The 23,063-nt window shown below is 38.4% G+C and carries 22 protein-coding genes; 4 read left to right on the forward strand and 18 right to left on the reverse strand.

The window, feature by feature from the left end:
• Positions 1-245: 245 nt before the first annotated feature.
• The 3 genes from V7201_RS16310 to V7201_RS16320 form a co-directional block, all read right to left on the reverse strand.
• Entirely contained in the window at positions 246-803 is a 558-nt protein-coding gene (locus V7201_RS16310) for a GNAT family N-acetyltransferase (RefSeq protein ID WP_335377812.1), read from the reverse strand.
• Positions 804-974: 171 nt separating this feature from the next.
• Entirely contained in the window at positions 975-1,919 is a 945-nt protein-coding gene (locus V7201_RS16315; protein ID WP_335377813.1) for an ABC transporter permease, read from the reverse strand.
• Entirely contained in the window at positions 1,916-2,857 is a 942-nt protein-coding gene (locus V7201_RS16320; RefSeq protein WP_335377814.1) for an ABC transporter ATP-binding protein, read from the reverse strand. Before V7201_RS16320 ends, V7201_RS16315 begins: the two co-directional genes overlap by 4 nt.
• Positions 2,858-3,223: 366 nt before the next feature.
• On the opposite strand from V7201_RS16320, the gene V7201_RS16325 reads away from it, so the two are divergent.
• Positions 3,224-3,376 (forward strand): YpzG family protein, encoded by a 153-nt coding sequence (locus V7201_RS16325; RefSeq protein WP_207502782.1) that lies wholly within the window; start codon positions 3,224-3,226, stop codon positions 3,374-3,376.
• Between the two features lie 52 nt (positions 3,377-3,428).
• Here the strand turns inward: V7201_RS16325 and V7201_RS16330 are convergent, their stop codons facing one another.
• The 5 genes from V7201_RS16330 to V7201_RS16350 form a co-directional block, all read right to left on the reverse strand.
• Positions 3,429-4,259: an undecaprenyl-diphosphate phosphatase gene (locus tag V7201_RS16330; protein ID WP_335377815.1), complete on the reverse strand. Its 831-nt coding sequence runs from the start codon at positions 4,257-4,259 to the stop codon at positions 3,429-3,431.
• A 111-nt stretch (positions 4,260-4,370) separates the two neighbouring features.
• On the reverse strand, positions 4,371-4,841 hold the full coding sequence (locus tag V7201_RS16335; RefSeq protein WP_335377816.1) for a GtrA family protein: 471 nt from the start codon (positions 4,839-4,841) through the stop codon (positions 4,371-4,373).
• The gene (locus V7201_RS16340; RefSeq protein ID WP_335377817.1) at positions 4,795-5,832 is read right to left on the reverse strand and encodes a glycosyltransferase family 2 protein; all 1,038 of its coding nucleotides are present in this window, start codon (positions 5,830-5,832) and stop codon (positions 4,795-4,797) included. The genes V7201_RS16335 and V7201_RS16340 overlap by 47 nt, the downstream gene beginning before the upstream one ends.
• Positions 5,833-5,851: 19 nt before the next feature.
• Positions 5,852-7,516 (reverse strand): DUF6044 family protein, encoded by a 1,665-nt coding sequence (locus V7201_RS16345; protein ID WP_335377888.1) that lies wholly within the window; start codon positions 7,514-7,516, stop codon positions 5,852-5,854.
• Between the two features lie 86 nt (positions 7,517-7,602).
• The gene (locus V7201_RS16350; protein ID WP_335377818.1) at positions 7,603-8,106 is read right to left on the reverse strand and encodes a CBO0543 family protein; all 504 of its coding nucleotides are present in this window, start codon (positions 8,104-8,106) and stop codon (positions 7,603-7,605) included.
• Between the two features lie 312 nt (positions 8,107-8,418).
• Here V7201_RS16350 and V7201_RS16355 point away from each other — a divergent pair, with 312 nt between their 5' ends.
• Positions 8,419-9,366 carry a magnesium transporter CorA family protein gene (locus V7201_RS16355; RefSeq protein WP_335377819.1) on the forward strand — a complete coding sequence of 316 codons (948 nt, stop codon included), beginning with the start codon at positions 8,419-8,421 and terminating at the stop codon, positions 9,364-9,366.
• 196 nt (positions 9,367-9,562) lie between these two features.
• On the opposite strand, the gene V7201_RS16360 is transcribed toward V7201_RS16355, so the two are convergent.
• On the reverse strand, positions 9,563-10,807 hold the full coding sequence (locus tag V7201_RS16360) for an MFS transporter (RefSeq protein WP_335377820.1): 1,245 nt from the start codon (positions 10,805-10,807) through the stop codon (positions 9,563-9,565).
• A 322-nt stretch (positions 10,808-11,129) separates the two neighbouring features.
• On the opposite strand from V7201_RS16360, the gene V7201_RS16365 reads away from it, so the two are divergent.
• Complete coding sequence (locus tag V7201_RS16365; protein ID WP_335377821.1) at positions 11,130-12,875, forward strand: AAA family ATPase; 1,746 nt, start codon at positions 11,130-11,132, stop codon at positions 12,873-12,875.
• Positions 12,876-12,935: 60 nt separating this feature from the next.
• Here V7201_RS16365 and V7201_RS16370 read toward each other — a convergent pair whose 3' ends face one another.
• The 3 genes from V7201_RS16370 to V7201_RS16380 form a co-directional block, all read right to left on the reverse strand.
• Positions 12,936-13,766, reverse strand: a complete 831-nt coding sequence (locus V7201_RS16370; RefSeq protein WP_438825063.1) for an STAS domain-containing protein — start codon at positions 13,764-13,766, stop codon at positions 12,936-12,938.
• A gap of 132 nt (positions 13,767-13,898) precedes the next feature.
• Complete coding sequence (locus V7201_RS16375; RefSeq protein WP_335377823.1) at positions 13,899-14,177, reverse strand: YkvA family protein; 279 nt, start codon at positions 14,175-14,177, stop codon at positions 13,899-13,901.
• A 166-nt stretch (positions 14,178-14,343) separates the two neighbouring features.
• Positions 14,344-14,967: a class I SAM-dependent methyltransferase gene (locus tag V7201_RS16380; protein WP_335377824.1), complete on the reverse strand. Its 624-nt coding sequence runs from the start codon at positions 14,965-14,967 to the stop codon at positions 14,344-14,346.
• Between the two features lie 145 nt (positions 14,968-15,112).
• Here V7201_RS16380 and V7201_RS16385 point away from each other — a divergent pair, with 145 nt between their 5' ends.
• A complete protein-coding gene (locus tag V7201_RS16385; protein WP_335377825.1) occupies positions 15,113-15,757 on the forward strand; it encodes an alpha/beta family hydrolase in 645 nt (214 codons plus the stop codon).
• Between the two features lie 104 nt (positions 15,758-15,861).
• Here the strand turns inward: V7201_RS16385 and V7201_RS16390 are convergent, their stop codons facing one another.
• The 6 genes from V7201_RS16390 to V7201_RS16415 form a co-directional block, all read right to left on the reverse strand.
• Positions 15,862-16,494, reverse strand: a complete 633-nt coding sequence (locus V7201_RS16390) for a hypothetical protein (protein ID WP_335377826.1) — start codon at positions 16,492-16,494, stop codon at positions 15,862-15,864.
• Positions 16,484-16,996, reverse strand: a complete 513-nt coding sequence (locus V7201_RS16395) for a sigma-70 family RNA polymerase sigma factor (RefSeq protein WP_438825066.1) — start codon at positions 16,994-16,996, stop codon at positions 16,484-16,486. Before V7201_RS16395 ends, V7201_RS16390 begins: the two co-directional genes overlap by 11 nt.
• A gap of 139 nt (positions 16,997-17,135) precedes the next feature.
• A complete protein-coding gene (locus V7201_RS16400) occupies positions 17,136-19,424 on the reverse strand; it encodes an ATP-dependent DNA helicase (RefSeq protein ID WP_335377828.1) in 2,289 nt (762 codons plus the stop codon).
• A gap of 104 nt (positions 19,425-19,528) precedes the next feature.
• Positions 19,529-19,657, reverse strand: coding sequence for a hypothetical protein (locus tag V7201_RS16405; RefSeq protein ID WP_335377829.1), 129 nt, complete (start codon positions 19,655-19,657; stop codon positions 19,529-19,531).
• Positions 19,658-20,073: 416 nt separating this feature from the next.
• Complete coding sequence (locus V7201_RS16410; RefSeq protein ID WP_335377830.1) at positions 20,074-21,294, reverse strand: helix-turn-helix domain-containing protein; 1,221 nt, start codon at positions 21,292-21,294, stop codon at positions 20,074-20,076.
• 175 nt (positions 21,295-21,469) lie between these two features.
• A complete protein-coding gene (locus V7201_RS16415) occupies positions 21,470-22,744 on the reverse strand; it encodes a S8 family peptidase (RefSeq protein WP_335377831.1) in 1,275 nt (424 codons plus the stop codon).
• Positions 22,745-23,063: the final 319 nt, after the last annotated feature.

Here is a 23,063-nt window from a genome sequence, read left to right on the forward strand (position 1 = left end):
TTTTTCCAGTTTTTAGTTTATTCAGGCAACCAACAGGGTTTATTGGAGAGCTCTTTTCCCATTTTCTAGTTGATTCATGTACCCAACAGGCTTTATTGGTGGGTGTTTTTTCCAGTTTTTGTTCTTTTAAGTAACCAAGACTCTTTATTAGTGTGGCTTTTTTGTCTACAAACTAAAAAACAGGCAAAAATGGCTGCTTTCAGGTAATTAGATTCTATTTAATGGAATCAATCTTACCTTATTTCCTAAAACACTTTCGCAAATACACATGTATCTCTCAGCTCACCATCAACTGAAATAGATTCATTCTTTAATATTCCTTCAAGTGTAAATCCTAATCTTTCTGGAATCGCCCTGCTTTTTACATTCCGTGAGTCACATCTTATTTCAACCCTCCGTGCTTTGAGTTCACGTACTGCAAAGTCGGTAATCCCCTGCACTGCCTCAGTCATATATCCCTTCCCGCTGTAGCGAGTGTCAATCCAATAGCCAATTTCAAACTTCGGTATATCCCAGTTTATTCGATGCAAGCCCGATGAAGCAATAAATTCACCTGTATCCTTTTTAAAGACAAGCAAGCGTAAATCTGTTCTATTTAAGAAGTTTATGTATGCCTGGCGGATATTGATTTCAGTTTCTTCAATCGTTTGTTCCTTTTGCGCGAATGGCATCCAAGGCTTTAACTCGGGCAATGAAGTATTAACTGACTCACATGTTACGGCTCCATCTCCAGCCAATGGCATCCTGATCAACAGCCTGTCCGTTTCAAATTCGCTTGGAAAATCCAATAAAAGCGGGTTCATATATCCCCTGCCCCTTTCTTATGTAAAGTAAGCTGTGTTAAAGGTGAATGTTGATCTTTAAGACCTGATGTCACGCGAAAAGCGTGTGTCTGGAGCGAAAATCTACTGTTCAATTTAACATAGCCAAAATGTAAAGAGAGCGACAAATGCCGCTCTCTAAAAAATTCTATCTTAAATACTGATATCCCTTTTTTGGAAAAAGAAAAATGTTACAATCAAAAAGATTGCGTAATACAAAGCAAGGATTGAAAGTGAGAAAGGTAGTGTAATGTCTTCGAGGATTCTATCCTGAAGAGCATACACGGTTAAGTCCAAATGCGGGAAGATTAAAAATTTCGCCCACACATATTTATCCGCAAGCATTAAAATGATACCGCCTAAAGTGGATGAAAAGAACAGGACGAAAATGCCGATGCCAACTGCTAATGCCTGGCTCTTAAACAAAGTTGAAAGCATAAAGGCGATTGTCATAATAACCAGCAAGCTTGGCAAATAGTAAAGCATCTTCAAAAAGAACTGAGTGCCAACGATTGCTTCCTTTCTGCCCTCCAATGTCACTTCGAAAATCTTCATATTGAAATCACCGCTGCCAAATAGCAGCAATCCGATTAAGTATCCTGAAACAACCAGTGTTGCAACCAATAGCAAAGCGTATATGATGACAGCGATATATTTGGAAAGCAAAATGCTCCATCTTCTGTGTGGCCTGATCAGGAGCTGTTTGATTGTTCCATCTGAAAATTCAGCAGCGACATTTGCACTTCCCACCACAACGACGAACAGCGTAACCAGTGAGCTCACACCGATCACAACTTCATTCATGAAGTGCCAATTAGTTTTGGCTGTAGGATCAATATCTTTGTCCAGATATTCCTGGTTTTGGTCAATTTGTGTCTGAATCAAAGGTTTTTCTTCTTCAGGTGCTGATGTAAGCTGATTCTCCAGCATATTGATTTCTGCCTGGATATCCTCACGCCAGTTAGGGTTTGGTTCACCACTGAACTTCATATAAATAATACCGGCAATTAAAACAGCCATTACTATGACGATCATATAAATCCAGCTAGCCATTTTGCCGAAAATCTTCATTAATTCATTTTGGATTAGTGCAATCATACCATCTGCTCCTTTTTATCCTTATTGGTGATTTCCAAGAAGCGATCTTCCAAAGTTGCTTTCACATTCAGAATTTCAAAAACATCAATTTCATTCATAACCAACAGCTTGTTGATTTCAGGAATAGCGTCTTTCTCAACAGAAAGTATAATCCGGTGATCTTTCATGGACGATATTTTAACAGTCGGCATTTTCTCCTTTAAGAGTTTGGATGCCACGTTTACATTTGAAACTTCCATCTCAACAGAACGCAAAGCTTTCGCTTGTGAATCTTCATTTTCATTCATCGTCGAAATATGAATGAGCTTGCCTTGTTCAATTATCGCAAAACGATCGCACATCAACTGCATCTCAGATAACAGGTGAGAAGAAACCAATACAGAGGTCCCCTGGCTAGCCAACAATCGCAAATAATCGCGGAATTCCCTAATTCCCTGTGGATCAAGACCATTCGTAGGTTCGTCAAGAATCAAAATCGAAGGTTTATGTAAAATTGCCTGCGCTACACCTAATCTTTGGCGCATACCGAGTGAATATGTACGGACTTTATCATGAATTGCATGCTGTAAACCCACTAGTTCTGTTACTTCTTCGATTCGTTCCTCACTTATTTCAGTAAGAGCCATTCGCGCATAATGTCGAAGGTTTTTGTAACCACTGAGGTATTTGTAAAACTCGGGATTTTCAACGATAGCGCCAAGTTCATTCATTGCCAATGTAAAAGACTCGTCCAAATTATGGCCATTTACCATGACTGTACCGCCAGTTCGATTGATCAGGCTGACGATCATACGAATAATTGTCGTTTTTCCTGCTCCATTCGGTCCTAAAAGCCCAAATATTTCTCCGCGTTCCACTTCGAAACTTACGTCATTAACGATGGTCTTTTTGCCGATTGTTTTTGTTAGAGATTTTACCTCAAGGGCAAATTGCGACATAGTTTCTCCCCTTTTCTTTCTAAAATAAGGCTATGTTAACTTATAAAAGCGACAAAGTTAAAATTACCCTGGTGCTGGAAAATCAACATAGACCTTTTAAGAATGCTTAATGTAAAATTGGATGGATTGTTTTCTCACATTGTTTAATACGATGAAAAATGTAAAAAGTTACAATAAAAGTGAAAAAGTTTTCTTTTTTTCGAATTGTACTTTTTACCTTCTTCAAATTACAATCAACAGGATTTTAAAAATCAACATTCAGCTTTAACAGAGCCAAGTGTATATTGCACATCGATAATACAAACGCTATATGTGATGTTCTTAGGAATATCGAGCGTTTCAAAAATCCATTCCTGAGGTGATTGTATGAGTTACAAAGATCATTTGGATCCGCACTCAGAACTTTTCCACCACACTTGGACAAGGCGCAAGCGTTTAAATTCGCAAGTAAATGGCCAGACGCAGGTATCGAAAAATACCATTCTTGCGCGTGGCAACGCGAAAGCACACCGCTGGTAAAGGATGCTTCGAAACGTAAAAAGGAAAAGGCTTTTGGGCCTTTTCCTTTTACTTATGGCAAGAATATAAAGTAAATCAATCCAGCCAATATGATTCGATAAATTGCAAATGGAACCAATTTGATTTTGTTAATCAATTTCAAAAAGAATTTGATAAAAATCAAAGCGAAGACAAACGCACTAATAAATCCTACGATAAAAAATGGCAAAGCATCAATCGAGAAATACTGCCAGTTTTTCAGAAGTGATATGCCGCTTGCTCCCAACATGATTGGAACAGCCATGATGAACGTGAAGTCAGATGCAGCCCTGTGGCTCATGCTGAGCAAGACACCGCCTGCAATCGTGGAACCTGATCGAGAGAAACCTGGCCATAAGCCTAAACATTGGAATAGGCCCACACCAAAGGCTTGTTTGTACGTGATTTGGTCAACATCTTCTGTTTTTAGGTTTTTAGGCTGAAGACGGTCTGCTAAAATTAGCAGGATGGCTCCGATCACCAGGCCAATGATGACTGTTTCGACAGAAAACAAATGTTCATCGATATAATCTTCGAATAACACTCCTGTAACGCCTGCTGGAATTAACCCAACAATCACTTTTAACAGACTTAATCTGCCAGTCGAATCTCCGAAAGATTCTTTTTTGTTTAAGCCTAATAAATTCATGAATCTGTCTTTAAACACAATGACCACTGCTAAAATGGAACCTAGCTGGATTACGACTTTAAAAGTATTTGCCACTTGCTCTGTAAATAAATCCTTCGAGTGAAGCAGCAAGTCGTCTACGATAATCATATGTCCAGTAGACGAAACAGGGGCAAATTCAGTTAACCCTTCTACTAAGCCAAGTATAAATGCTACGAATAATTCCCATAAATTCATGAATCAAAAGCTCCTCTTTTTTTAAAATTGCTATGTGCCTCATTTCTTTTTATCCTTTTTTGCATTTTTAGTCAACTAAAAAAGCAGCTGTTTCGGCTGCCCTTTTTTAAATCACTTTTGAAAAACCACTATTTTTTGACCAAAATAATTCGTAATTGTATATATTCCAGCACCAAAAATAATAGCCAGGTTGTCAGTAGAGAGTAATTCTTGCCTTCCATCAATTAGGCTAGAGAGAAATTTGCTGACTGAGAAGGATAATAGGTAGCAAATTAGGATCACTGCTGTGAATTTTAAAGCTCCCTCTTTAATTCGAACTTTGCTGTTAAAGGTGAATACCCTGTTCAAAAAGAAGCTTACCACTGCTCCAGCCGTATTACCCGTAAAGGTTGCAATCCAATAAGGCCACTGCAATCCATTTTTTAAACAAAACATTATTCCAAGGCCAATGAAAGTATTTAATACGCCGACCAGGAGGAATTTCAGGAAAGTTGGATTTATTTTAAGTGAGCGCATTAGCCTATTTACCAGCTTATTAGTTATTTTCAGACAGCTTCCGAGCTTCAGTGTCAAGTGGCTCATAGACCATCCCTTCCGTATTCATCAGCTTCCTTGAAACAGGAAGATTGAATAAATCGATGTCGATGATATACTTTGGCCTTCGCTTTGTTTCCTTGTAGATTTTGCCTATGTATTCACCTACCAGTCCAAGAGCAATAAGCTGGAGTCCGCCGATCAGCCAGATGGAAGTGATTAATGACGTCCATCCAAGCTGAGTGTTACCAAAAAATTTCAAGGCAAGAAAATACGCACCAAATGCCATGCTGACAAAAAATGAAATACATCCAATAAGCAGGACGAATCTGATTGGAGTAACGGAAAATGAAGTGATGCCATCGAACGCGAAAGCAAACATCTTTTTTAAGGGATATTTCGTCTCTCCAGCTGCACGTTTCTTCCTTTCATAAAAAACCGAAGTTGAGCTGAATCCAATCAGCGGAACAATTCCACGCAAAAACATGTTCGCTTCAGCAAAGTTTTGTAACTCTTCTACAGCTCGACTGCTCATTAATCGAAAATCAGCATGATTAAAAACTAGTTTTACTCCAAGTCTAGCCATTACCTTATAGAATCCCTCTGCTGTGGCCCTTTTAAAAAGTGAATCGCTGTCCCGCTTGCTCCGAACACCATAAACGACCTCGTAACCCTCTGTATACTTACAAACCATTTCTTTTATAGCATTTACATCATCCTGCAGGTCTGCATCTATCGTAATGAGGCAATCTGAGGCATCTTTTGCTGTAAAAAGACCTGCAAGCAATGCGTTTTGGTGCCCAACATTTCGGGATAGCTTCAAGCCTTTTACATATTCACCTTTGAGACTTTCCTTATATATCATATTCCAGGTATGATCCTTACTCCCATCATCAACAAAAAGTATTTTACTTTTATCTGAAACATTTGTGGTTGAAACCATTTCATCCAGGATAGTTTTTAACTGTTCAATAGTCTCGTGCAGTACTTCTTCCTCGTTGTAACAAGGGACTACTATTGTCAATATGGGTAAGTTCATTGCTGAATCCTCCTAGCTGCTATAAAACTTCATAGAGGTAAATTTTCCAGGCGCTGGACTTTGACGAAAACACTTTGTCGAGATGGAGTCCATTTGCTGCCGCGTTTTGAATTGGTACGGATGAGAATAGATACTCCCCGCCCATCTGTTTGAATGGCTGCAAGTTCAACTTCAGGTTTTTGATTCGTTTCTTTGATGTTTTTTTAAACATATAATGCTTGCCAAGCTCATCCGTAAACAGATAACAGCGGCCGCCCCATTCGTCAAAATAAACGCGAATCCTTTTATTCTTCTTCAATTCGTTTTCAATGATTTCTCTGAACTGCTTTTTATAGTTCAACGGGTAAAAGTTATTGTACGAATCAAGTGTGAAAAAGCCATTATACTGGGCAATTGCCGGATGCAGGCCGATACTCGCAACCCGGTAACTATCTTGTGGTCTGCCGATGTACTCTTTTATGTCATTAAATTGGTCCTCTGCGTAAAATTCCTTAACACTCGGTTTTTTTTTATAGATGATTTCTTCATTTGAAAAACAGAGCAATATTATTTGCGCACCAACAACCCAAGGAACTGTTTTTCTCCACAGTCTTCCTTCGTTCCAAACAATTCTAAGTCCTGCGGCAAACAAGATATAGATAATCAGCGGCCGAAGGAAATGATATCTGGCAAAATTAAACGTATCCAAAAAGTGGAACCTTTTCGTAAGAGGAAGCCAGCCTTTATAAAACCAGAAGGCATACCATGCGGATAGAAGGAAATTGAGAGCAAACAGAATGACATAGGACCTTTCTATCTTCCAGGTACGGTTTTTCCAGATCAAGATAAGAGCAAGGATGATGACTGGCAGAATAATCATTGTATGGATGGTATGAACATGATGATGGCCGTATATAAAATTTTTAATGGTCAGCCTAACAGAATGTCCAAATGTAAGCCGCGCATGAAAATATTCATCCCTGCTGTTCGGTTCTTCATCAAATAAAAATGAATAGACTAGTCGATAATCAGTCACTAAATAAACAAAAGTCATATAAACGATTGCTAAAAAAAAACGCCAGTTCCATCCCTTCCCCCTAAGAATATCTAAAAACCAGAATACGCCCATCGCACTAAGAAAAAAGAAAAAACCAAGGACGATACTTGAATAGAATGGAAGAACCGTTAATACGAAATAATTGGTCCATTTCCGTTCGCCATTCCTAATATTTAAAAAGCTCCAAAGTGCCAATGGCATCCCAAGTGTGCTCAACATTCCAGAAGGCCAGAAAGGAGTTAGCGCAAAGGCTAGTGAGGTGCCTACACGGATAATCCCCCATCTTTCATCCTGGATGAAGTGTTTTTTTAATAGTAAATACATGCCTAGAAATGCTGTAAATCTTGTAATTGCCTGGCTGAAACCATATGCAGTCATAGTCGGGAACCAATAATAAAGCCAAACGATCAATGAAAATTCAGTTCCTAGTGCATTCCGGGGCAATCCATTTATCACCTGTGGGATCTCCGCTGTGACAGAACCTGTTATCTGGCCGCTTTCAGCAAGTACTTTATACCATGCCAAATTTGAATCGAGATTGTCATGGACCCTGATATGAGCTTTCTCTCCCAAAATAAAATACGGTGATAGAAAAAGAGCAATCCCTAACAATGCCAGCACGATCAGTCGCCGCTCCTTATCCTGCATGTAAAACAATTCCCTACACCTCATCCATCATATTTGCCTTATTAAAGTTTGTGGTCTCTTTTATGAAACTATTCCCAAAAACGGATTCAAATTATGTCGTAGTCAAAAACGATTAAATAAAAGAGTACAAAGAAGAACGATAATATAAGTGCTGCTAATGGCTTTCTGTAATGAAGGCGCAGCATGGGGTACATCGTGCTATAAAAGAAAACTTCCCAGCCCATCGACCACCCGTTGGAGAACCGAATGGCACCGATTTTGAGTGCAATACTTTCAATTAATAAGGATAACGAAATCCATTTGAGATAATGGTATATTTTTTTCGTTTTTTCATGGGGGAAATTTCCAAGAAACAGAATGATCATGCTGGGATAAAACATAAATGTGTATAAGCTCTCCGTAACGAAAAGACTGATGAAATTCTTTTCAAATTCCCATAAATGCTTGTTGCCGATGTAGGATATATATTCATAGAAGCAGCTAAATAAGGCCCAGAAATAAAATGTTGGCAAGTACTCCTTCCACATTCTCCATTTGCCCAATTTAAATGAAAGCAGGACTCCTCCTGCTAAAACTGCGGCATGAAACAAGATCTCAACTCCTTTATGTGACGGAATGCCCGAGGCAGCAAACTAATATAGTAATATTCCAGCTCTGCAATCTTTTGTATTTTCAGCAATTTCCAGATTTTTTATGTATCGCTTAGGTTATGTTTTTTAGTTTCGGAAAGGCAAGTTCAAGTTTTAAATGAAAGATATTTAGTCCTAACTAGAATATATGTTCACGCTATGGTTTCAAAAGGAAATAAATTTTTAAAAAACTCTATTTCAGGGGAATGGATATATTTCCTTTATGATGGGAAATTCTATATCCATAAAAACTGAAAGGTTGCTGTATTATTTATGCTTCACTACAATGTGACAAGTAAAAATGTAAAGAAGGAGCAGGCATATACCCTCCCCTCTTCTTCCAGTGACACTATTTGGATTCATTTCGAACCTACCAATAAAGAACGATTTGACGAATTTATCAGCAAGATGGAAATCCACCCTCTTGCCAAAAAAGGATTAGAGCAATTCAGTGATATCCCAAAGATTGATGTATTTAATAATGAAGCTATTATCTCGTTGTTTGCTATACAAGATGACTATACACAAGCAAAAATCACCATATTGGTTGGTGCAAACTATGTCATTACAAAGGAAGAGGAAAATATTGATCTCTTAGCCCAGCTTGAACAGCTCTTTTTCGAACATCCTGAACAAATGGAAACCTCCGGCAAAGTGCTCTACCATATTTTTGATAAAGTATCATCAATTGATTTAAAAATGGTAGACAGGATTGCAGATAACATTCAGAAACTAGAACGGAATGTCTTTGACAAGCCATTTGAAAATGAGATTCCCAGAAGTATCCATCGCTGGAAGTCATCCCTTCACGAGCTGAGGCAAACAATTGAAGCCCAGGACCAAGTAATGACAACGATATCTAGAAAAGAATTGAAGTTTGTTGATGAGGATTCTGCTTTGTACTTTAAAGACTTGAATAATAGCTATGCGAGGGTAGTCAATGCGCTTGATTCATTCAAGGAATCACTTGATAGTATCTTTAATTTGCAGATGACTTTAAAATCAGACCATGCAAACTCAATAATGAAAACACTCACCCTCGTTAGCGCCATTTTTCTTCCGATGACCTTTATAGCTGGGATGTATGGAATGAATTTTGAATCCATGCCAGAGTTGAAATGGAGATTTGGCTATGGATATGCCCTTTTCCTAATGTTTGGGATTGGTGCAGGCATCGCGTTATTTTTCCGTGCTAAGGGATGGTGGGGAAATAAGAAATGATGTGTATATACATAATCTGCATAGACCTTATTTGAGGGCGATTCTTTGCTAGAAGGTAGATTATAGTACTCGATAGAAGGTGAGGAAACTTAAGTAGCTTTCAAAAATATAATTTGCTGACCATATCTTCTATCGTGGTGTTACATAGGCAAATAAAAAAGCTGTACAGTTCATATTGTCCTGTACAGCTTTTGCTTTACCCATTTTCAGTGAGGTTTGTTTCTGACTCAAGAGCAAATAAATTTTGTTTTGATTGGAGGAAAACAACCGATGTCAGGAATACGGCCAGCAGTACGCCAATTCCAGCGAACACAACGGTGACTGTCTGCAAATCCAGGTGTTCTGCCAAATAGCCCAAAACGAGGGTCAGGATGATTTGGATGATCGCCTGAAAAAACGCAAATGCACTGCTGAATCGCCCCATTAAATCCACTGGCACATTATTTTGGAAAAAAGTGCTGTACCCTGTGAATGAAAACGGAGAAAAAAATCCTATGAGAACAAAACCGAATACTGCCAGTGGAACCGTCCCAGATGATGAGATATAGAATAAAAGGTAACCTGATACAGAAAGAAACGATCCCATTCCCATCAGCGTACGTATTGATAATTTATTGGCAATGGTTGAAACTGCAAAAGAACCTGCTACATATCCGGCTCCTGTCAGACTGACTAATAATCCATAGTTTTTCTCCGATAATCCTACGATTTGCTGTATGAAAGTAACCTCTTGAGAATCTAGAGCGAACGAGATTAAAGTAATTAACTGGAATATCAAAAATACAAGCATGAACCCCATAGCTGTCTTGCCAAAATGAAAAACAGCCTTCCAATCGCTCACAATCATTGGCATCGTAATCCTATCTCTCGCCGTCGCATTGTCTGTACCTTGATCTACATCAGGCAAAAAGAAAATAGCGGCTGCACAAAAGAAGAAAGTAACAGCATTTATGTATATACTTGTATTGATGCTGCCGTACATGATCAATATTCCGGAGACACTTGGCCCAACCAGCATCGCACCTGAGGTTGCAAACGAAAACATAGAGTTGAACCGTTTCCTCTTTTCAGCTGGCACCAGTTTAGTAATATATGTTTCTGAAGTAGGAGCAAAAAAGGCTCCAGCAACATTAGTTAAAAACATAATGATATAGATCGGAATTAAAGATGAAAAGAATGGGATGATGGCAATAAGCAGTCCTCTTATTAAGTCGATATAAACCATGAGCTTTCGCTTATTCACCCGGTCGATTACACTGCCCGCCCATGTATTGGTACAGAGTATTGCTAGCGGCCTGATAATGAACAGCCCGGCAATAGCTGCTGCTGATCCGGTTATTTTCAGAACCAATAAGTTGATTGCTACAAAATATATCCAGTTACCAATGTTTGATATCCCTATCCCGAATATTAATAATAAGGGATTTTTCCAGCCCTTCAAACAGACCCCTCCTGATGCAGAAAATTTTTGCATAATGTAAATTCTAGTCTCTTTTCATCCTATCGAGAACTTCCAAAAGTTTCAAGATGCTTTTAGTTGTTTTTTGAAAAAATTTCCATACGGATAAGCTTGTCACAATTTCTTCACAATTATTTTCCCAATAGACAAATTAAAAACCTGCTCTATACCCGCTTTGAGAGGGTTTATAAACCTTATCGTATGTGTTTACATATATTTACCAGTCTCTTTCAGTCAATTTACCCATTCATAACATGGGTTTATTACTTATAATGGTAGATAGATTCAAAAAGGAGCTGAAAGCATGAATTCAAATCTGAAACTTGTTTCTAAGATCCTTCCGCTATTCGCGGCGTTTATGGTGATATTGACGATAGCAGCAACCTTTATAGTACAAAAGGCAGACGAAAAAGTGTCAGTACCTTTTTCCTCATTAGTAAATACGGTTGAGAGTCTAAACGGTGAAACCGCAACTCTTACTGAAAATATAGATGGAACTCTAGTATTAGAAACGAAAGATTCTACATTTGTTTCCCAAGTACCCCCTGGGAGCCAAATGGTAGATAAATTAGTAGAAAAGAATAATATTAGCTATGAATATGCAAATAACAGCAAATTTGGAGCATGGATTCTGGGCGGTATCCTTATTTTGCTTATGGGTGCTGTATATGTCATCCAAAAGAAAACTGGTGGATTCGGTCCAGGAAATAAAATGAAAAACAGTGTTTCCAAACCAACTCCTCTTCCTTCAATTACATTAGAAAATGTTGGCGGTCTTCAGGATGAAATGAAAGAAGAAATCTTTCAAACTCTATCAATCTTGAAGGATCCAGAGAAATCAGAAAAAATGGGAATCAAACCGCCTAAGGGCATTTTATTATATGGACCTCCAGGAACAGGAAAAACATTGCTTGCCCAAGCAATCGCCCGTGAATTGAATGCAAGTTTTTATTCAGCAAGTGGTTCAGCATTCAATGAAATGTTCATTGGAGTCGGTGCTTCCCGTGTCCGGAGTCTATTTCAGAACGCACGGAAACAGCAAGGCACTAAAGTCATTTTTATTGATGAAGTAGATGCATTAGCCGGAAAAAGAAAGCCTAACGGAGGCGAAGAAGGAGAAAAAACGCTGACTGAGCTTCTAGTGCAGCTTGACGGTGGACATGCCAACGATGGCATCCTCTTTATTGCCGCTACGAACCGGAAAGATATGTTGGATGATGCTTTCCTACGTCCTGGCCGAATTGATTTCTCATTCAATGTTCCTCTTCCTGATACGAAAGGCAGAAGAGAAATCATCGATATCCATATTAAAGGGAAAAATCTTGCTTCTGATGTAGCTGCATCATTAGATGATCTTGCAGAAAGCACTTCTGGTTTTTCCGGTGCAGAATTGCACTCACTCTTTGAAACTTCAAGCAGGCGTGCCCTTCGAAATGGGCAGAGCTTCATTTCAAAAAGTGATATAGATTATGCACTCGATCGAACAATCCTTGGCAGCACTTCCCGTACTCTTAAGGATCATGATACAAAGCGCAGGGTTGCAATTCACGAAGCAGGACACGCTCTTGTATCATCAGTAACAAAGCCAGGTTCTGTTCGTAAAGCAACGATCATTCCGCGCGGACAAGCACTTGGTTACGTAGCGCCAATTCCTAAGGAACTTCAGCTTTCAACGACAAGCGACCTCCTTGACAGGATTGCGATGATCCTTGCAGGCGGAGTAGCAGAGAGAATGTTCCTTGGTGAACATAGTATAGGAGTCAGCGGTGATGTACAGCAGGCAAAACAGATCATTGAACAAATGGTGGATACTGGCCTGTTACAGGAAGGCTTCTCGCTTACTTTCAGCAAAGATCTAAAAGAAACAAAAATGCAGGAATTGTTTGAGGAAGCACTTGAAAGGTCTGAAATGATCATCAATGCCCACCAATCTCAATTTGAACGTCTTGTAGAGGCTTTACTGAAAAAAGAAACACTTGAAGGTTCAGAAGTAGATGAGATTGTACAGGATAAAGCAGGATTCCGAGAAGATCGTTATATGATGGCTTAAGGTTTTTGGATAACAAATTAACATAAAAAACGGATTCCTAAATGGGAAGCCGTTTTTTTGTCATTTTGTATGGTCAAGAGCTTGTGCCAGGCTGTTTTTAATCATTGTACCTTCAAAAGAGAGTCCGAGCTGTACAGCTGTCTGGGCAATTTCAGGTCTAATTCCTGAAAGAGTAGTTTTTACTCCAATGAGCTTTAACGCCTTTAGCAGCTGGAACAATTGATGTGCTACCATCGTATCGATCATAGCCACACCCGAAAGATCTACGAAAAGATGGTGGATATCTCTGTCAGCACATTGCTTTAGAGTGTGTTCGAGGATCATCTTTGCTCTTGAAGTATCAATATCGCCAATCAATGGCAGCAACCCCTGATGATTACTTAAGGAAATAACAGGTGCACTCAACTCGTTGATCATTTCCTGTTGGGCTATCAATACATTTTGAGAGTATTTATAGGTCCCTTCAATGAATCTTAAAATAACTTCATCAAATTCCTTGAGAATGATCTCAAACCATGCATCTCTTTCCTGTCTAGTTACTTCTGTGTTTAACTCTGCAAACTTATTTACATAGTCGAAATACTGGTTCCTGACATTTTTGAATTCTCTTATGACATACTGGATCGGTGTATTAATATGTTCAATGTCACTGGCAATCTTAATGATCCAGGGTTCAAATTCCTCAAAAAATTCAACCGCCCCTTTATTAAAGACCTCAATAAAGTGAAGGTGAAATTCATGATTCTGGTCCTTTAAGGCCTCGATGACCTTTGGATCGTTTGAGGCATAAACTCCTGCTGTTTTCGTTTTATCAATGTTCTTGTACCATTCTTCAGTTAAATCACGTGTTCTTCCCTTTAAAAATGTATATAAGGATTTGCTTCTATGCACGTTCATTCCCCCATCATCTGTCATGATGATCTATATAATCTTAATGGACAAGGTACATGAATAGGTGCACTTGTCCTTTAAATGAATTATATCAGACATATCTTCGGAATTAAAAATATAAGGCAATCTAAATTACACTTTTAGATCATGTTTATTCTTTAATTCATCTGGAGCCATTTTTATGATTTGTTGAAATACTAACAAAAGTACACCCACATCATCGACCAAGCCTATGAATGTAAAAAAATCAGGGATTAAATCAAATGGAAACAAAAAATATCCGAATATTAATCCAACCGAAAAGATTTTTTTCTTAACTGCCACTGTACTGGATGTAAAAAATTCTATTAGAAAAGGGAAAAACTTCTTCACTTTAAAAATCAGCCGTATTCTTTTAAAAAACTTTTTCATAATATACCTCTCCTTCACTACTAGTGCATAATATCTTCTTACACAATAAAGGTTCTTTTGAAACCAAATCGTTTATTGTTAGAAGCCTATTTATTTACGTGCTGGCATTATAAAAGTTTCAGTTTCCATTTATATAAAAAGCAACAGCTGGATAGCTGCTGCTCAATCACTTTTCTCCTATAATGGCTATTGTATGGTATTGTCTAGAGTCAGGTCCCATAACTGTTTCAATGTTTTTATATCCTATTTTTTTCATATGTGGTATAACCTCGTTTTCGACCATCTCATTTATACCATTCCACATAATGCCAGCTTTTCCGTTACTAAGAGTAAGGACCATTTTACCTTCATTTTTAAGAACTCTGTATATTTCGGAAAGAGTTTCATCGATATCATCCCAAAAATAGATGGATTGAATGCTAAAAACCCTTGTAAACTGTTGATTTTCAAAAGGAAGCTGTTTCACATTCCCTTGAACTAATCTTGCCCGTCCGTTATTTACTTCATGCCTATTTCTCATTCTGGCAGATTTTAAAACTGTCTCTGAAAGATCCAAGCCGATTATATTTTTAACAGAATCAATCTCAAGAATCCTTTTTATGGCATATCCTGCCCCACAGCCAAGTTCCAGAATCTTTTCTTCTTTTTTAAAATCTAGTAATTCAAGTGTCCATATTGTTTCCGGCTGATGCTGTCTGACCATTTTTTCGCCGATATACGAACCGATTGCTCCAGTAGGCAATCGGTATTGAGAATCGATATATTCTTTAAGTCGTTTTAATAATGGCATATGTATGCTCCAATCCCCTATTTTGCCGAATATTCTCTAATTTTAACACACATAATCTTTAATACGATTAAGGTCTTCGAAGAAAAATATACCAATTTTAAGAAAATCCTGTATAATGAAAAAAACATTTGGGAGGAAGATAATTGTGAAAATTACAAAAAACACTGTGATGGGCTATAAAAAGATTCCGGTTAGCTATCAGCTTTTCCAGCCGGAGCAGGCTTCGAATCAATTGGCAATCATGTTTCCTGGCAGAGGATACACCGTTCAAGGACCACTATTTCATTATTCAACTGGCGTATTTTTGAATAAAGGATATGATGTCCTTCATGTAAACTATGACTATACTACAGAAGAGTCAAATGCTATGGAACTAGATGAGCACATCAAACAAATTTCCATAGATGTAAATGCTGTGATGGATCAGGTGTTAAGTACCAGCACATATGAAAATTACACTTTGATTGGAAAATCAATCGGTACAATCGCATTGTCTTCGATCATACAGCGGAACGAATTTGCCGATGCACGTGTAATCTGGCTGACACCTCTTTTGCATCTAGACAGGGTTTTTGACAAAATGCTTTCATCAACCCAGCCAGGGCTTTGCATCATTGGCGATCAGGATCCGTGCTACATGAATGAAAGATTTGATCAACTTGCCACGATAGAAAATATGACTTCCGTTTTAATACCTGGTACTGAACACAGCCTTAATTATGCAGACAAACCAATTGAATCTATAGATGTTTTGAAGAAAGTAATTTCAGAAATAAGTGCTTTTAAATAATGGGATATTAATAGAGGAGTGCTGTGATCAGATTTTAGAAGAAGGAACGAGGTAGATTGTTACACAGCATTAAAAGACCAAACAGTATTTGGTCTTTTTTTTATTTATTCAAATGGAATTTGCTCTTGATATGCCTTTTGATATTTTTCGATTAATTCCTGTTTTTGACTGTCATTGGTGATTTCAATATCTCCATATACCGGTACAAGCGTATGCCAGTTTTCATCTTTTAAATATTTGGTAATGAATAAATAACTTTTACCACTTACAAGTAACGGATCATTTTCTACTAGAATCAATTCATTGCCTTCATAGCCGCCCTGTTGATTTACAATAACCGTCCCTTTTATATCCCCTTTAATCGTATCCATTACTACTACCTTAAACTGAGTTTCAGGTAATCCGGCCAACGACTTTGTCCCGGATTGTTCAACAACCTTTCCTATGAATACAGAATCTGCCCAGCCTACCAGCATGTTTGGGTTTGATACATCAAAAGCATTACTGTATTCAACTGTTTTGATGACAGGGTTTTCTGGCGAATTATTTGAAAGCAATCCAGGACCGGCAATGAACAAAGCTAATGCTGCAGCAAAAGCAGGTGCTGCAAAGATGTACCACTTCTTGTTAGACCCAGGAGATTCCCTTTTAGCTTTTTCGACACCTATTTTGCTGCGTTCACTAAGTTCTCTTGGGATTTCGATCTTATTCATCTCTTTTATCAGTTTATCGTTCATTTGCTTCATCTCCCTTCAAATTTTTCCTAAGTTTGTTTAGACCTCTGTATAAGACAGTTTTTGCCGTACCCAAAGGAATATTGAGCGTCTCTGAAACCTCCTGCAGGGTCAGACCTTGATAGAATCTCAGTAGAATCACACTTTTTTCGTTATCCTCCAGTTGATTAATTAAATCTTTAAGAGTGATTTCTGAAATGAGATCTTCATTGACCTGACCCGAAATATATTCTTCGAATTCAGGAACAAGCTGAACAACATTTTTCCTTTTTCTCAGGATATCCAGTGAACAGCTGATGGCAATCCTCATCAGCCAGGTCTTGAAATATTTTGGCTCCTTTAAGGTTGCTATTGATTTGAATGAGCGATAGGCTGTTTCCTGTACCACATCGAGAGCATCATTTTGGTTTTTCACATAGATATATGCCATACGGTAGATATCCTGCTCGTATTGTTGAAAGAGTGTTAAAAACGCTTTGTCATTTCCTCTTTGAGCTTTTTTAATTAAATCCAACTGCTAAGCCACCTCCTTAACTGCCTTTCTAACCATTAGACGGTAGATTCGTTCATTTGGCTTTGGAATCCTTTAAAATTTTCGCGAATTTTTTCAAAGCAAAAAAGCACTCCCAATTCGAAGCGCTTAGTCATTCTATGATTGAAAAATCCCGCCATAGTTCTGGCAGCAAACTTTGATATTTTCCCTGAAGATATCGGTCGTCTATCAGAATAATTGTCCCTGTATCTGTTTCAGAGCGGATTAGTCTTCCCCCTGCCTGAAGAACCTTGTTCATCCCTGGATATACATAAGCATAATCATATCCATTTTTACCTGTACGGGAAAAATAGTGCTTAATCAAATCCCGTTCGAAGCCTATCTGCGGAAGTCCTACACCAACAACAATCACTCCATTCAGACGGTCACCTTTCAAATCGATCCCTTCAGAAAATATCCCCCCCAGCACTGCAAATCCTACTAGCGTACCAGCATTTTTAGCCTGGAATTTATCGAGGAAAGCCGTGCGCTGATCATCATCCATTCCGGATCCCTGGACAATGGTCGGGATATCGCCTGATAGCATGCTCCATACTTCCAAAACAGAATTAAGATACTGATAAGAGGGAAAGAAGATCAAATAATTCCCCGGTTTGCTTTTTATTGTTCGGTTTAGCGTGTGAACAATCGGCTGGATTGACTTTTCCCTGTCATGGTACCTTGTAGATAATGGCTGAATGGCAACCTCGTTCTGATCCTTTGAAAACGGCGAGGGAATGAAAGCAACATAATTTTCTGCCTGTCCTCCGAGCATATCTTTATAGTATGCCATTGGGCTTAAAGTGGCTGAGAAGAATGACCGTGCCTTAAAATGTTTCCCTGCTTGCCTTATCAAGAGAGAAGGATCTAGACAAAATTGCTTTAAAACAACTTCATTTCGTTCGATTTCGGCATAAAGGATATAGCGATCATCAAACAGCTTGCTGATACGAAGCCAATTTTGCGCAGAAAAATAGGTATCTAACAAAAGTGCTGATTCTCCATCCATTCCTTTCAGCAATTCTTTTTCCGCATGCTCGGTGAATTGTTCTATTAACTTGTTGAACTCCTCGATTACTTCTGTGAATACGATCGTTTTTGCAGGTTCTGCCTGTTTTCTGATTTTAATAAAGAAATCATTAATATCTTTTGAACTTTTAAATACAGCTTTACTTTTCGTTTTATACTGTCGTTTTAGCTCCAAAAAATGAATCTTCTCAATTGCGGATGAATACATATCTCTGCCACGGTCAACGAGGTTATGTGCTTCATCTATAAGCAAGACGGTCTTTTTTTTCTGTTCATCGAACAGCCTTTTCAGCGAAACCTTCGGATCAAAAATATAATTATAATCACAGATGACCGCATCTGCTGAATAAGCAAGATCAAGAGAAAATTCAAACGGACAAACCATGTGTTTACTTGCATATTTTTCAATACAGGGTCTGTCCAGCGACCTTTCAGTTCCAAGGATATCAAGTATAGCTCCATTGATTCGATCATAATAGCCATCCGCGAATTCACAAAATTCCTTGCTGCATTTTCCTTCTGCTGTGAAGCAAACCTTATCCTTGGCTGTAATGGTCACAACATTCATTTCAAGGCCATGATCCGCCATCAGCTTGAATGCTTCCTCGCCGGTCTGCCTGGTAGTTGTTTTTGCGGTTAAATAAAAGATCTTCTGTAATATCCCTTCACCAATCGCTTTTACAGATGGAAAAATAGTGGATATCGTTTTCCCAATGCCTGTTGGCGCACTGGCAAATAACGTCTGTCCATCTAAAATGGTCTTATAGACAGAGCCTGCAAGTTGCCGCTGACCATTACGATACTCCCTAAAAGGAAATTTTAATTTCCTTATGCTTAAATCACGGGAAAGCTTGTGTTCATAAACCAGTTTAGCATATGGTGCATAAGTGGAAATAAGATGCATCATGAAATTCTCCAGCTCTATACGTGACCTCGTTCTTTGGAATTTTTTTATTTCCCCTGTGGTTTTTTGGACATATGTGAGCTGTATATCAATGGTTTCCATGTCATGGTCCTGCAGGTACATAAATGCATAACACTCTGCCTGGGCCCAGTGAACTGGATTAGAATCTTCATTTATGTATTCAAGGGGTGCTGAAGTTGACTTAATTTCATCAATCGTGGTATTTCCGTCTGATAATAGCAATCCATCACATCTTCCCTCGATGATAAACTGCAGACTTTCATAAAGGATATCGGTTTTTAAAAACACTTCACTTATGTCATTTTCATGATAAGTCTTCTGCACTTCGCGATGTATCCTTGATCCTTCGGTGAAAGAAGTGGCTGTCCTGAATCCCGACTCAATGCTTCCGCTTCTGTAAACATACTCTGCCAAAGCTCTGACAGGAATCTTTATTACATTATCCATCCTTCCACCTGCCTGGTTGTGTATTTTATTCTATTATAGTACATATGTTCTTGTGTAACCAATAAAAAATCCGCTCCATCAGATTGGGGCGGATTAGTATATGTTTACCAGTGACGAGTACTCTCAAGCAAGATATCAATTTCAATAGGGTTCAGTGCAAAACTAATGTCATCTTCGGCGATTTCCATTGTTTCTTCCAACAGGTCGTCAATATTCAAGCTAATCGTTCCCATACCGAACCTCCCTTGTTTATTCAGCCGAATTATTGCATCTGTCCGGCTTCGTCAACATAGTTCGTTTATTATATCAGGAGTTTGGGGGTAGAAATGGGCAAAGAATATTTTCCCAACTTTTATCTGGAAAATAATTATTTCTAGGGAAAAGGATGTATATTCTGCTGTTGTGGTTAAATTTTAGTCCTAATGCAGGGTAAACAAATATATTACTATGCTAAATTTGACTGTTGTTTTCTAATAATACAGCCAATCATTTAATTAAGTTTTCTCCAACAAAAAAAGGCCAAAAAGGCCTTTTTTTCTTTAAATCAGATTGGAGGCAGGATTGGCGGGTAGCCCGCAACTAAAACTCCTAAAGCGATTGCAGTTGAAAGCAAAGCAACTAACTTCTTTTTCATTTTTCATTCCTCCACTTAATTGATTTTTTCAATATATTTTACTGCTTGATCAAACCGACCTATTTTTTGATAGTGGTTTGACAGCATTTTGTAAAATCCAATTAATTCTTCGCTTTTGCCATCACTTTCTTCAAGATAAGGAATCACTTTATCTTCGGAATAGGCAAGTGACTTTTCAGGTGAATCCAACGTCATTAAATAATAGTTTGCAAGAATTCTATATTTTCGACTTTCAAGTTCTTTGGCAAGATGAAGCACTTCCTGGAAAGCCTCCCTGGCCTTCTCGATGCTATTCAATTCAATATAAATCTCGCCCATGGAATAAAGTGTTATGAGATAATGCGAACTATTTTTCTTTTGCATTGACTTGCTCTTTTCGAAGAAGACTATGGCTTCTTCGAAGTTTTTAAGCTTCTTTTGCAGATAGCCCATATTGTGATAAATTTCAGGCAGCAGTTGGGTAGCCTGCAATAATTCTGCATTCCTGATCAGATGCTTGAAGCAATCCTGGGCTTCCTCATAGATCCTAGAATGTGTGTAATTGATGCCAAGCAGCATCATAGCGTGAAGTATTCTTTTAAAGTTATGGTCTTCCATAAATTCCTGCAGGGCAAGCTTTCCATAATAAATCGCATATCCTGGCTCTTCTAATGTGGTCTTCGCGATCGCTCTATGGTAAAAAAGTTCACCGCTTGAGATTTCAATTTTAGAATCTTTCCCGATGGAATCCAGGAGCTCATCAGCCTTTTTATAAATGCCCTTCTTTAATAACCATACAGCATAAAGATAGGAAAATAAAGCCATTTGAGGTTGGGAAAATATATTCTTCTGTTTGTTCAATAGCTCGTATTGTTTTTGTGCCTGTGGTAGCCTTTCTTTAAAAATCAGGTATCTATATTTACTAAGTTCATATGTATGTAAGTTTGAAGTAAATGGGATGATCCCCTCAAACTCTCTTAGCTTTTCCATTACTAGATCGGCTTCATCATTGAGATAGTAATCAATTTTTTCATTTAACTCCGTTACCAGCTGTTTAATCAGATCTTCATTTTCCGTGATAGAAGAAATATTCACTCCAAGCCTTTCGAGAAGCAAGCCCATTGTCTCTTCGTTTGCTTCCTTTGCGTTGCTCTCAATTTTACTCAAGTGCGGAACCGAACATATGCCATTTGCCAGTTCCTTTTGCGTTAAGCCCTGTTGTATTCTGTAAAATTTGATAAGTGGACCGAATTGCATATATTCACCTGCCGTTTTCTTTTTAATCTACCATCTTTCCTAATATTTTAAACAGTGCAAAAGTACCATTTTTTTAAAAATTCTTTATTCACTGTCTTTTTAGATAGCTTCATTCAAATAGAGCCACCCGGATCAATCAACCCGGATGGCTGGCATGGTTTGTAGATTTTAAAAACTATTTTACACGTGGGAAACCAAATCCAGAAGCGTAGTCATCGCCAGTTGCTGCTCCTGTTCCGCCTTTGATATCATACAGCTTTGCACGTCTTTGGATTTCAGAACGAAGCTGAGAGTTGCTCCATGTTTTGTTTGATGACCAAAGTTTCGCTGCAAGGCCTGAAATATGTGGAGTTGCCATGGATGTTCCGCTCATTGTCGTATAGTTTCCATCAACTGCAGTTGAATAGATACCACCACCAGGAGCTGATACTTCTACATCCTTTTCCTGGATGTAATAATCTCCATCGGTATTTGGGTTGCCGCGAGAAGAGAAATCAGAAACTTTATGCGTACCATTTACAAAAGTGTTATCAAGTGATGCTACCGCTATCGCATTTGTCAATGCACCAGGATAGCCGATCGTATTTGCACTAGGACCACTGTTGCCAGCTGCTGCAACGACTAAAGCTCCCTTGCTATATGCATAATCTACCGCACTAGCAATCATTGAATCTTTTCCGCTAGAGCCTAAAGACATTGAGATAACAACCTTGCTGCCTGTACGAACACCTTCATCTGCTGCATGGCGGATTGCTCCAGCGATATCGTCTGAATAACCAGATCCATTGTCACCTAACACTTTAAAGGACCAAAGCTCTGCATCAGGGGCTACACCGTAAACACCTGCTCCATCATATCCGCCGTTTGCTAAAACAGTTCCAGAAACGTGTGTTCCATGGCCTTGACGGTCCGTACAAGTACCATTTACCATTGAGGAACTAGTCTGAGTGAAATCTTTACATTGTTCGACATTGTCAGTTAAGTCAATGTGATTACGATTTACGCCTGTATCCAGGACAGCAACCTTGATTCCATCCCCACCAGTCGTATAAGTGATATTGTTATCATTGTAGATTGCCTGGATTCCCCAAGGAGTCTGGTCAGAAGGATATGAAGACTGAATTGTGTAGTCACCCTTCCCTTTCCCATTTGCATCAACACGGCCATCGACTGTAAGTTGCTCAACTCTACTAATCTTTAAATTTTTGTTATTCAGAAGTGCCTGATATTGTTTCCCGTTCACTTCAGTTGTGAAACCATCATTGCCAAAATTCCAGCGTTCGCCGTATTGATCTTTTAATTTCGCTTTCTCGGAACTCGGACCCTGAATTAAAACTCGATAAGTATCTTGGCTTTCTGACGACCCTGCGCCAAAAGCCCCTGTTGCAAACATGGAAACTCCCATTGCCAAACTAAGTACTGCAGAGCCGAGTATTCTTTTCTTCTTCATCCTTTTGCTCCTCTCACCTACGAAAAATTTGGCAGCTTGCTGGCTGCGAGTTAAGTATATTTCAAATTTTCTGTATATATCAACACATATCCCGGGTTTTTTATTTGGGAAATAAGTAGGAAGATAATGCTTATACTGCGATGATTTGGATCCCTTTTTTACACTAAATTTCCAGTTATTTTTATACGTTTCTTGTTATACAAATGTGTTAAAAAATTAAAATCCTTCTTAGTATAGGGGGTACAAAAATACTGATTATATTGTCTTACTAGAATTTTATTTATGATAAAAATGGAAAAAATTGCTCGGAAGTTGTTGG

The sequence above is a fragment of the Bacillus sp. JJ1122 genome (assembly GCF_036964885.1).
GTDB lineage: Bacteria > Bacillota > Bacilli > Bacillales > Cytobacillaceae > Mesobacillus.

Bases quoted from the DNA above. Each gene is read 5' to 3' on its own strand.
- V7201_RS16400 (WP_335377828.1), bottom strand. From the start codon at position 19,424: ATGGATAATGTAATAAAGATTCCTGTCAGAGCTTTGGCAGAGTATGTT.
- V7201_RS16410 (WP_335377830.1), bottom strand. From the start codon at position 21,294: ATGCAATTCGGTCCACTTATCAAATTTTACAGAATACAACAGGGCTTA.
- V7201_RS16330 (WP_335377815.1), bottom strand. From the start codon at position 4,259: ATGAATTTATGGGAATTATTCGTAGCATTTATACTTGGCTTAGTAGAA.
- V7201_RS16390 (WP_335377826.1), bottom strand. From the start codon at position 16,494: ATGAACGATAAACTGATAAAAGAGATGAATAAGATCGAAATCCCAAGA.
- V7201_RS16355 (WP_335377819.1), top strand. From the start codon at position 8,419: ATGCTTCACTACAATGTGACAAGTAAAAATGTAAAGAAGGAGCAGGCA.
- V7201_RS16340 (WP_335377817.1), bottom strand. From the start codon at position 5,832: ATGAACTTACCCATATTGACAATAGTAGTCCCTTGTTACAACGAGGAA.
- V7201_RS16415 (WP_335377831.1), bottom strand. From the start codon at position 22,744: ATGAAGAAGAAAAGAATACTCGGCTCTGCAGTACTTAGTTTGGCAATG.
- V7201_RS16405 (WP_335377829.1), bottom strand. From the start codon at position 19,657: ATGGGAACGATTAGCTTGAATATTGACGACCTGTTGGAAGAAACAATG.
- V7201_RS16380 (WP_335377824.1), bottom strand. From the start codon at position 14,967: ATGCCATTATTAAAACGACTTAAAGAATATATCGATTCTCAATACCGA.
- V7201_RS16325 (WP_207502782.1), top strand. From the start codon at position 3,224: ATGAGTTACAAAGATCATTTGGATCCGCACTCAGAACTTTTCCACCAC.
- V7201_RS16375 (WP_335377823.1), bottom strand. From the start codon at position 14,177: ATGAAAAAGTTTTTTAAAAGAATACGGCTGATTTTTAAAGTGAAGAAG.
- V7201_RS16335 (WP_335377816.1), bottom strand. From the start codon at position 4,841: ATGAGCCACTTGACACTGAAGCTCGGAAGCTGTCTGAAAATAACTAAT.
- V7201_RS16315 (WP_335377813.1), bottom strand. From the start codon at position 1,919: ATGATTGCACTAATCCAAAATGAATTAATGAAGATTTTCGGCAAAATG.
- V7201_RS16310 (WP_335377812.1), bottom strand. From the start codon at position 803: ATGAACCCGCTTTTATTGGATTTTCCAAGCGAATTTGAAACGGACAGG.
- V7201_RS16365 (WP_335377821.1), top strand. From the start codon at position 11,130: ATGAATTCAAATCTGAAACTTGTTTCTAAGATCCTTCCGCTATTCGCG.
- V7201_RS16320 (WP_335377814.1), bottom strand. From the start codon at position 2,857: ATGTCGCAATTTGCCCTTGAGGTAAAATCTCTAACAAAAACAATCGGC.
- V7201_RS16345 (WP_335377888.1), bottom strand. From the start codon at position 7,516: ATGCAGGATAAGGAGCGGCGACTGATCGTGCTGGCATTGTTAGGGATT.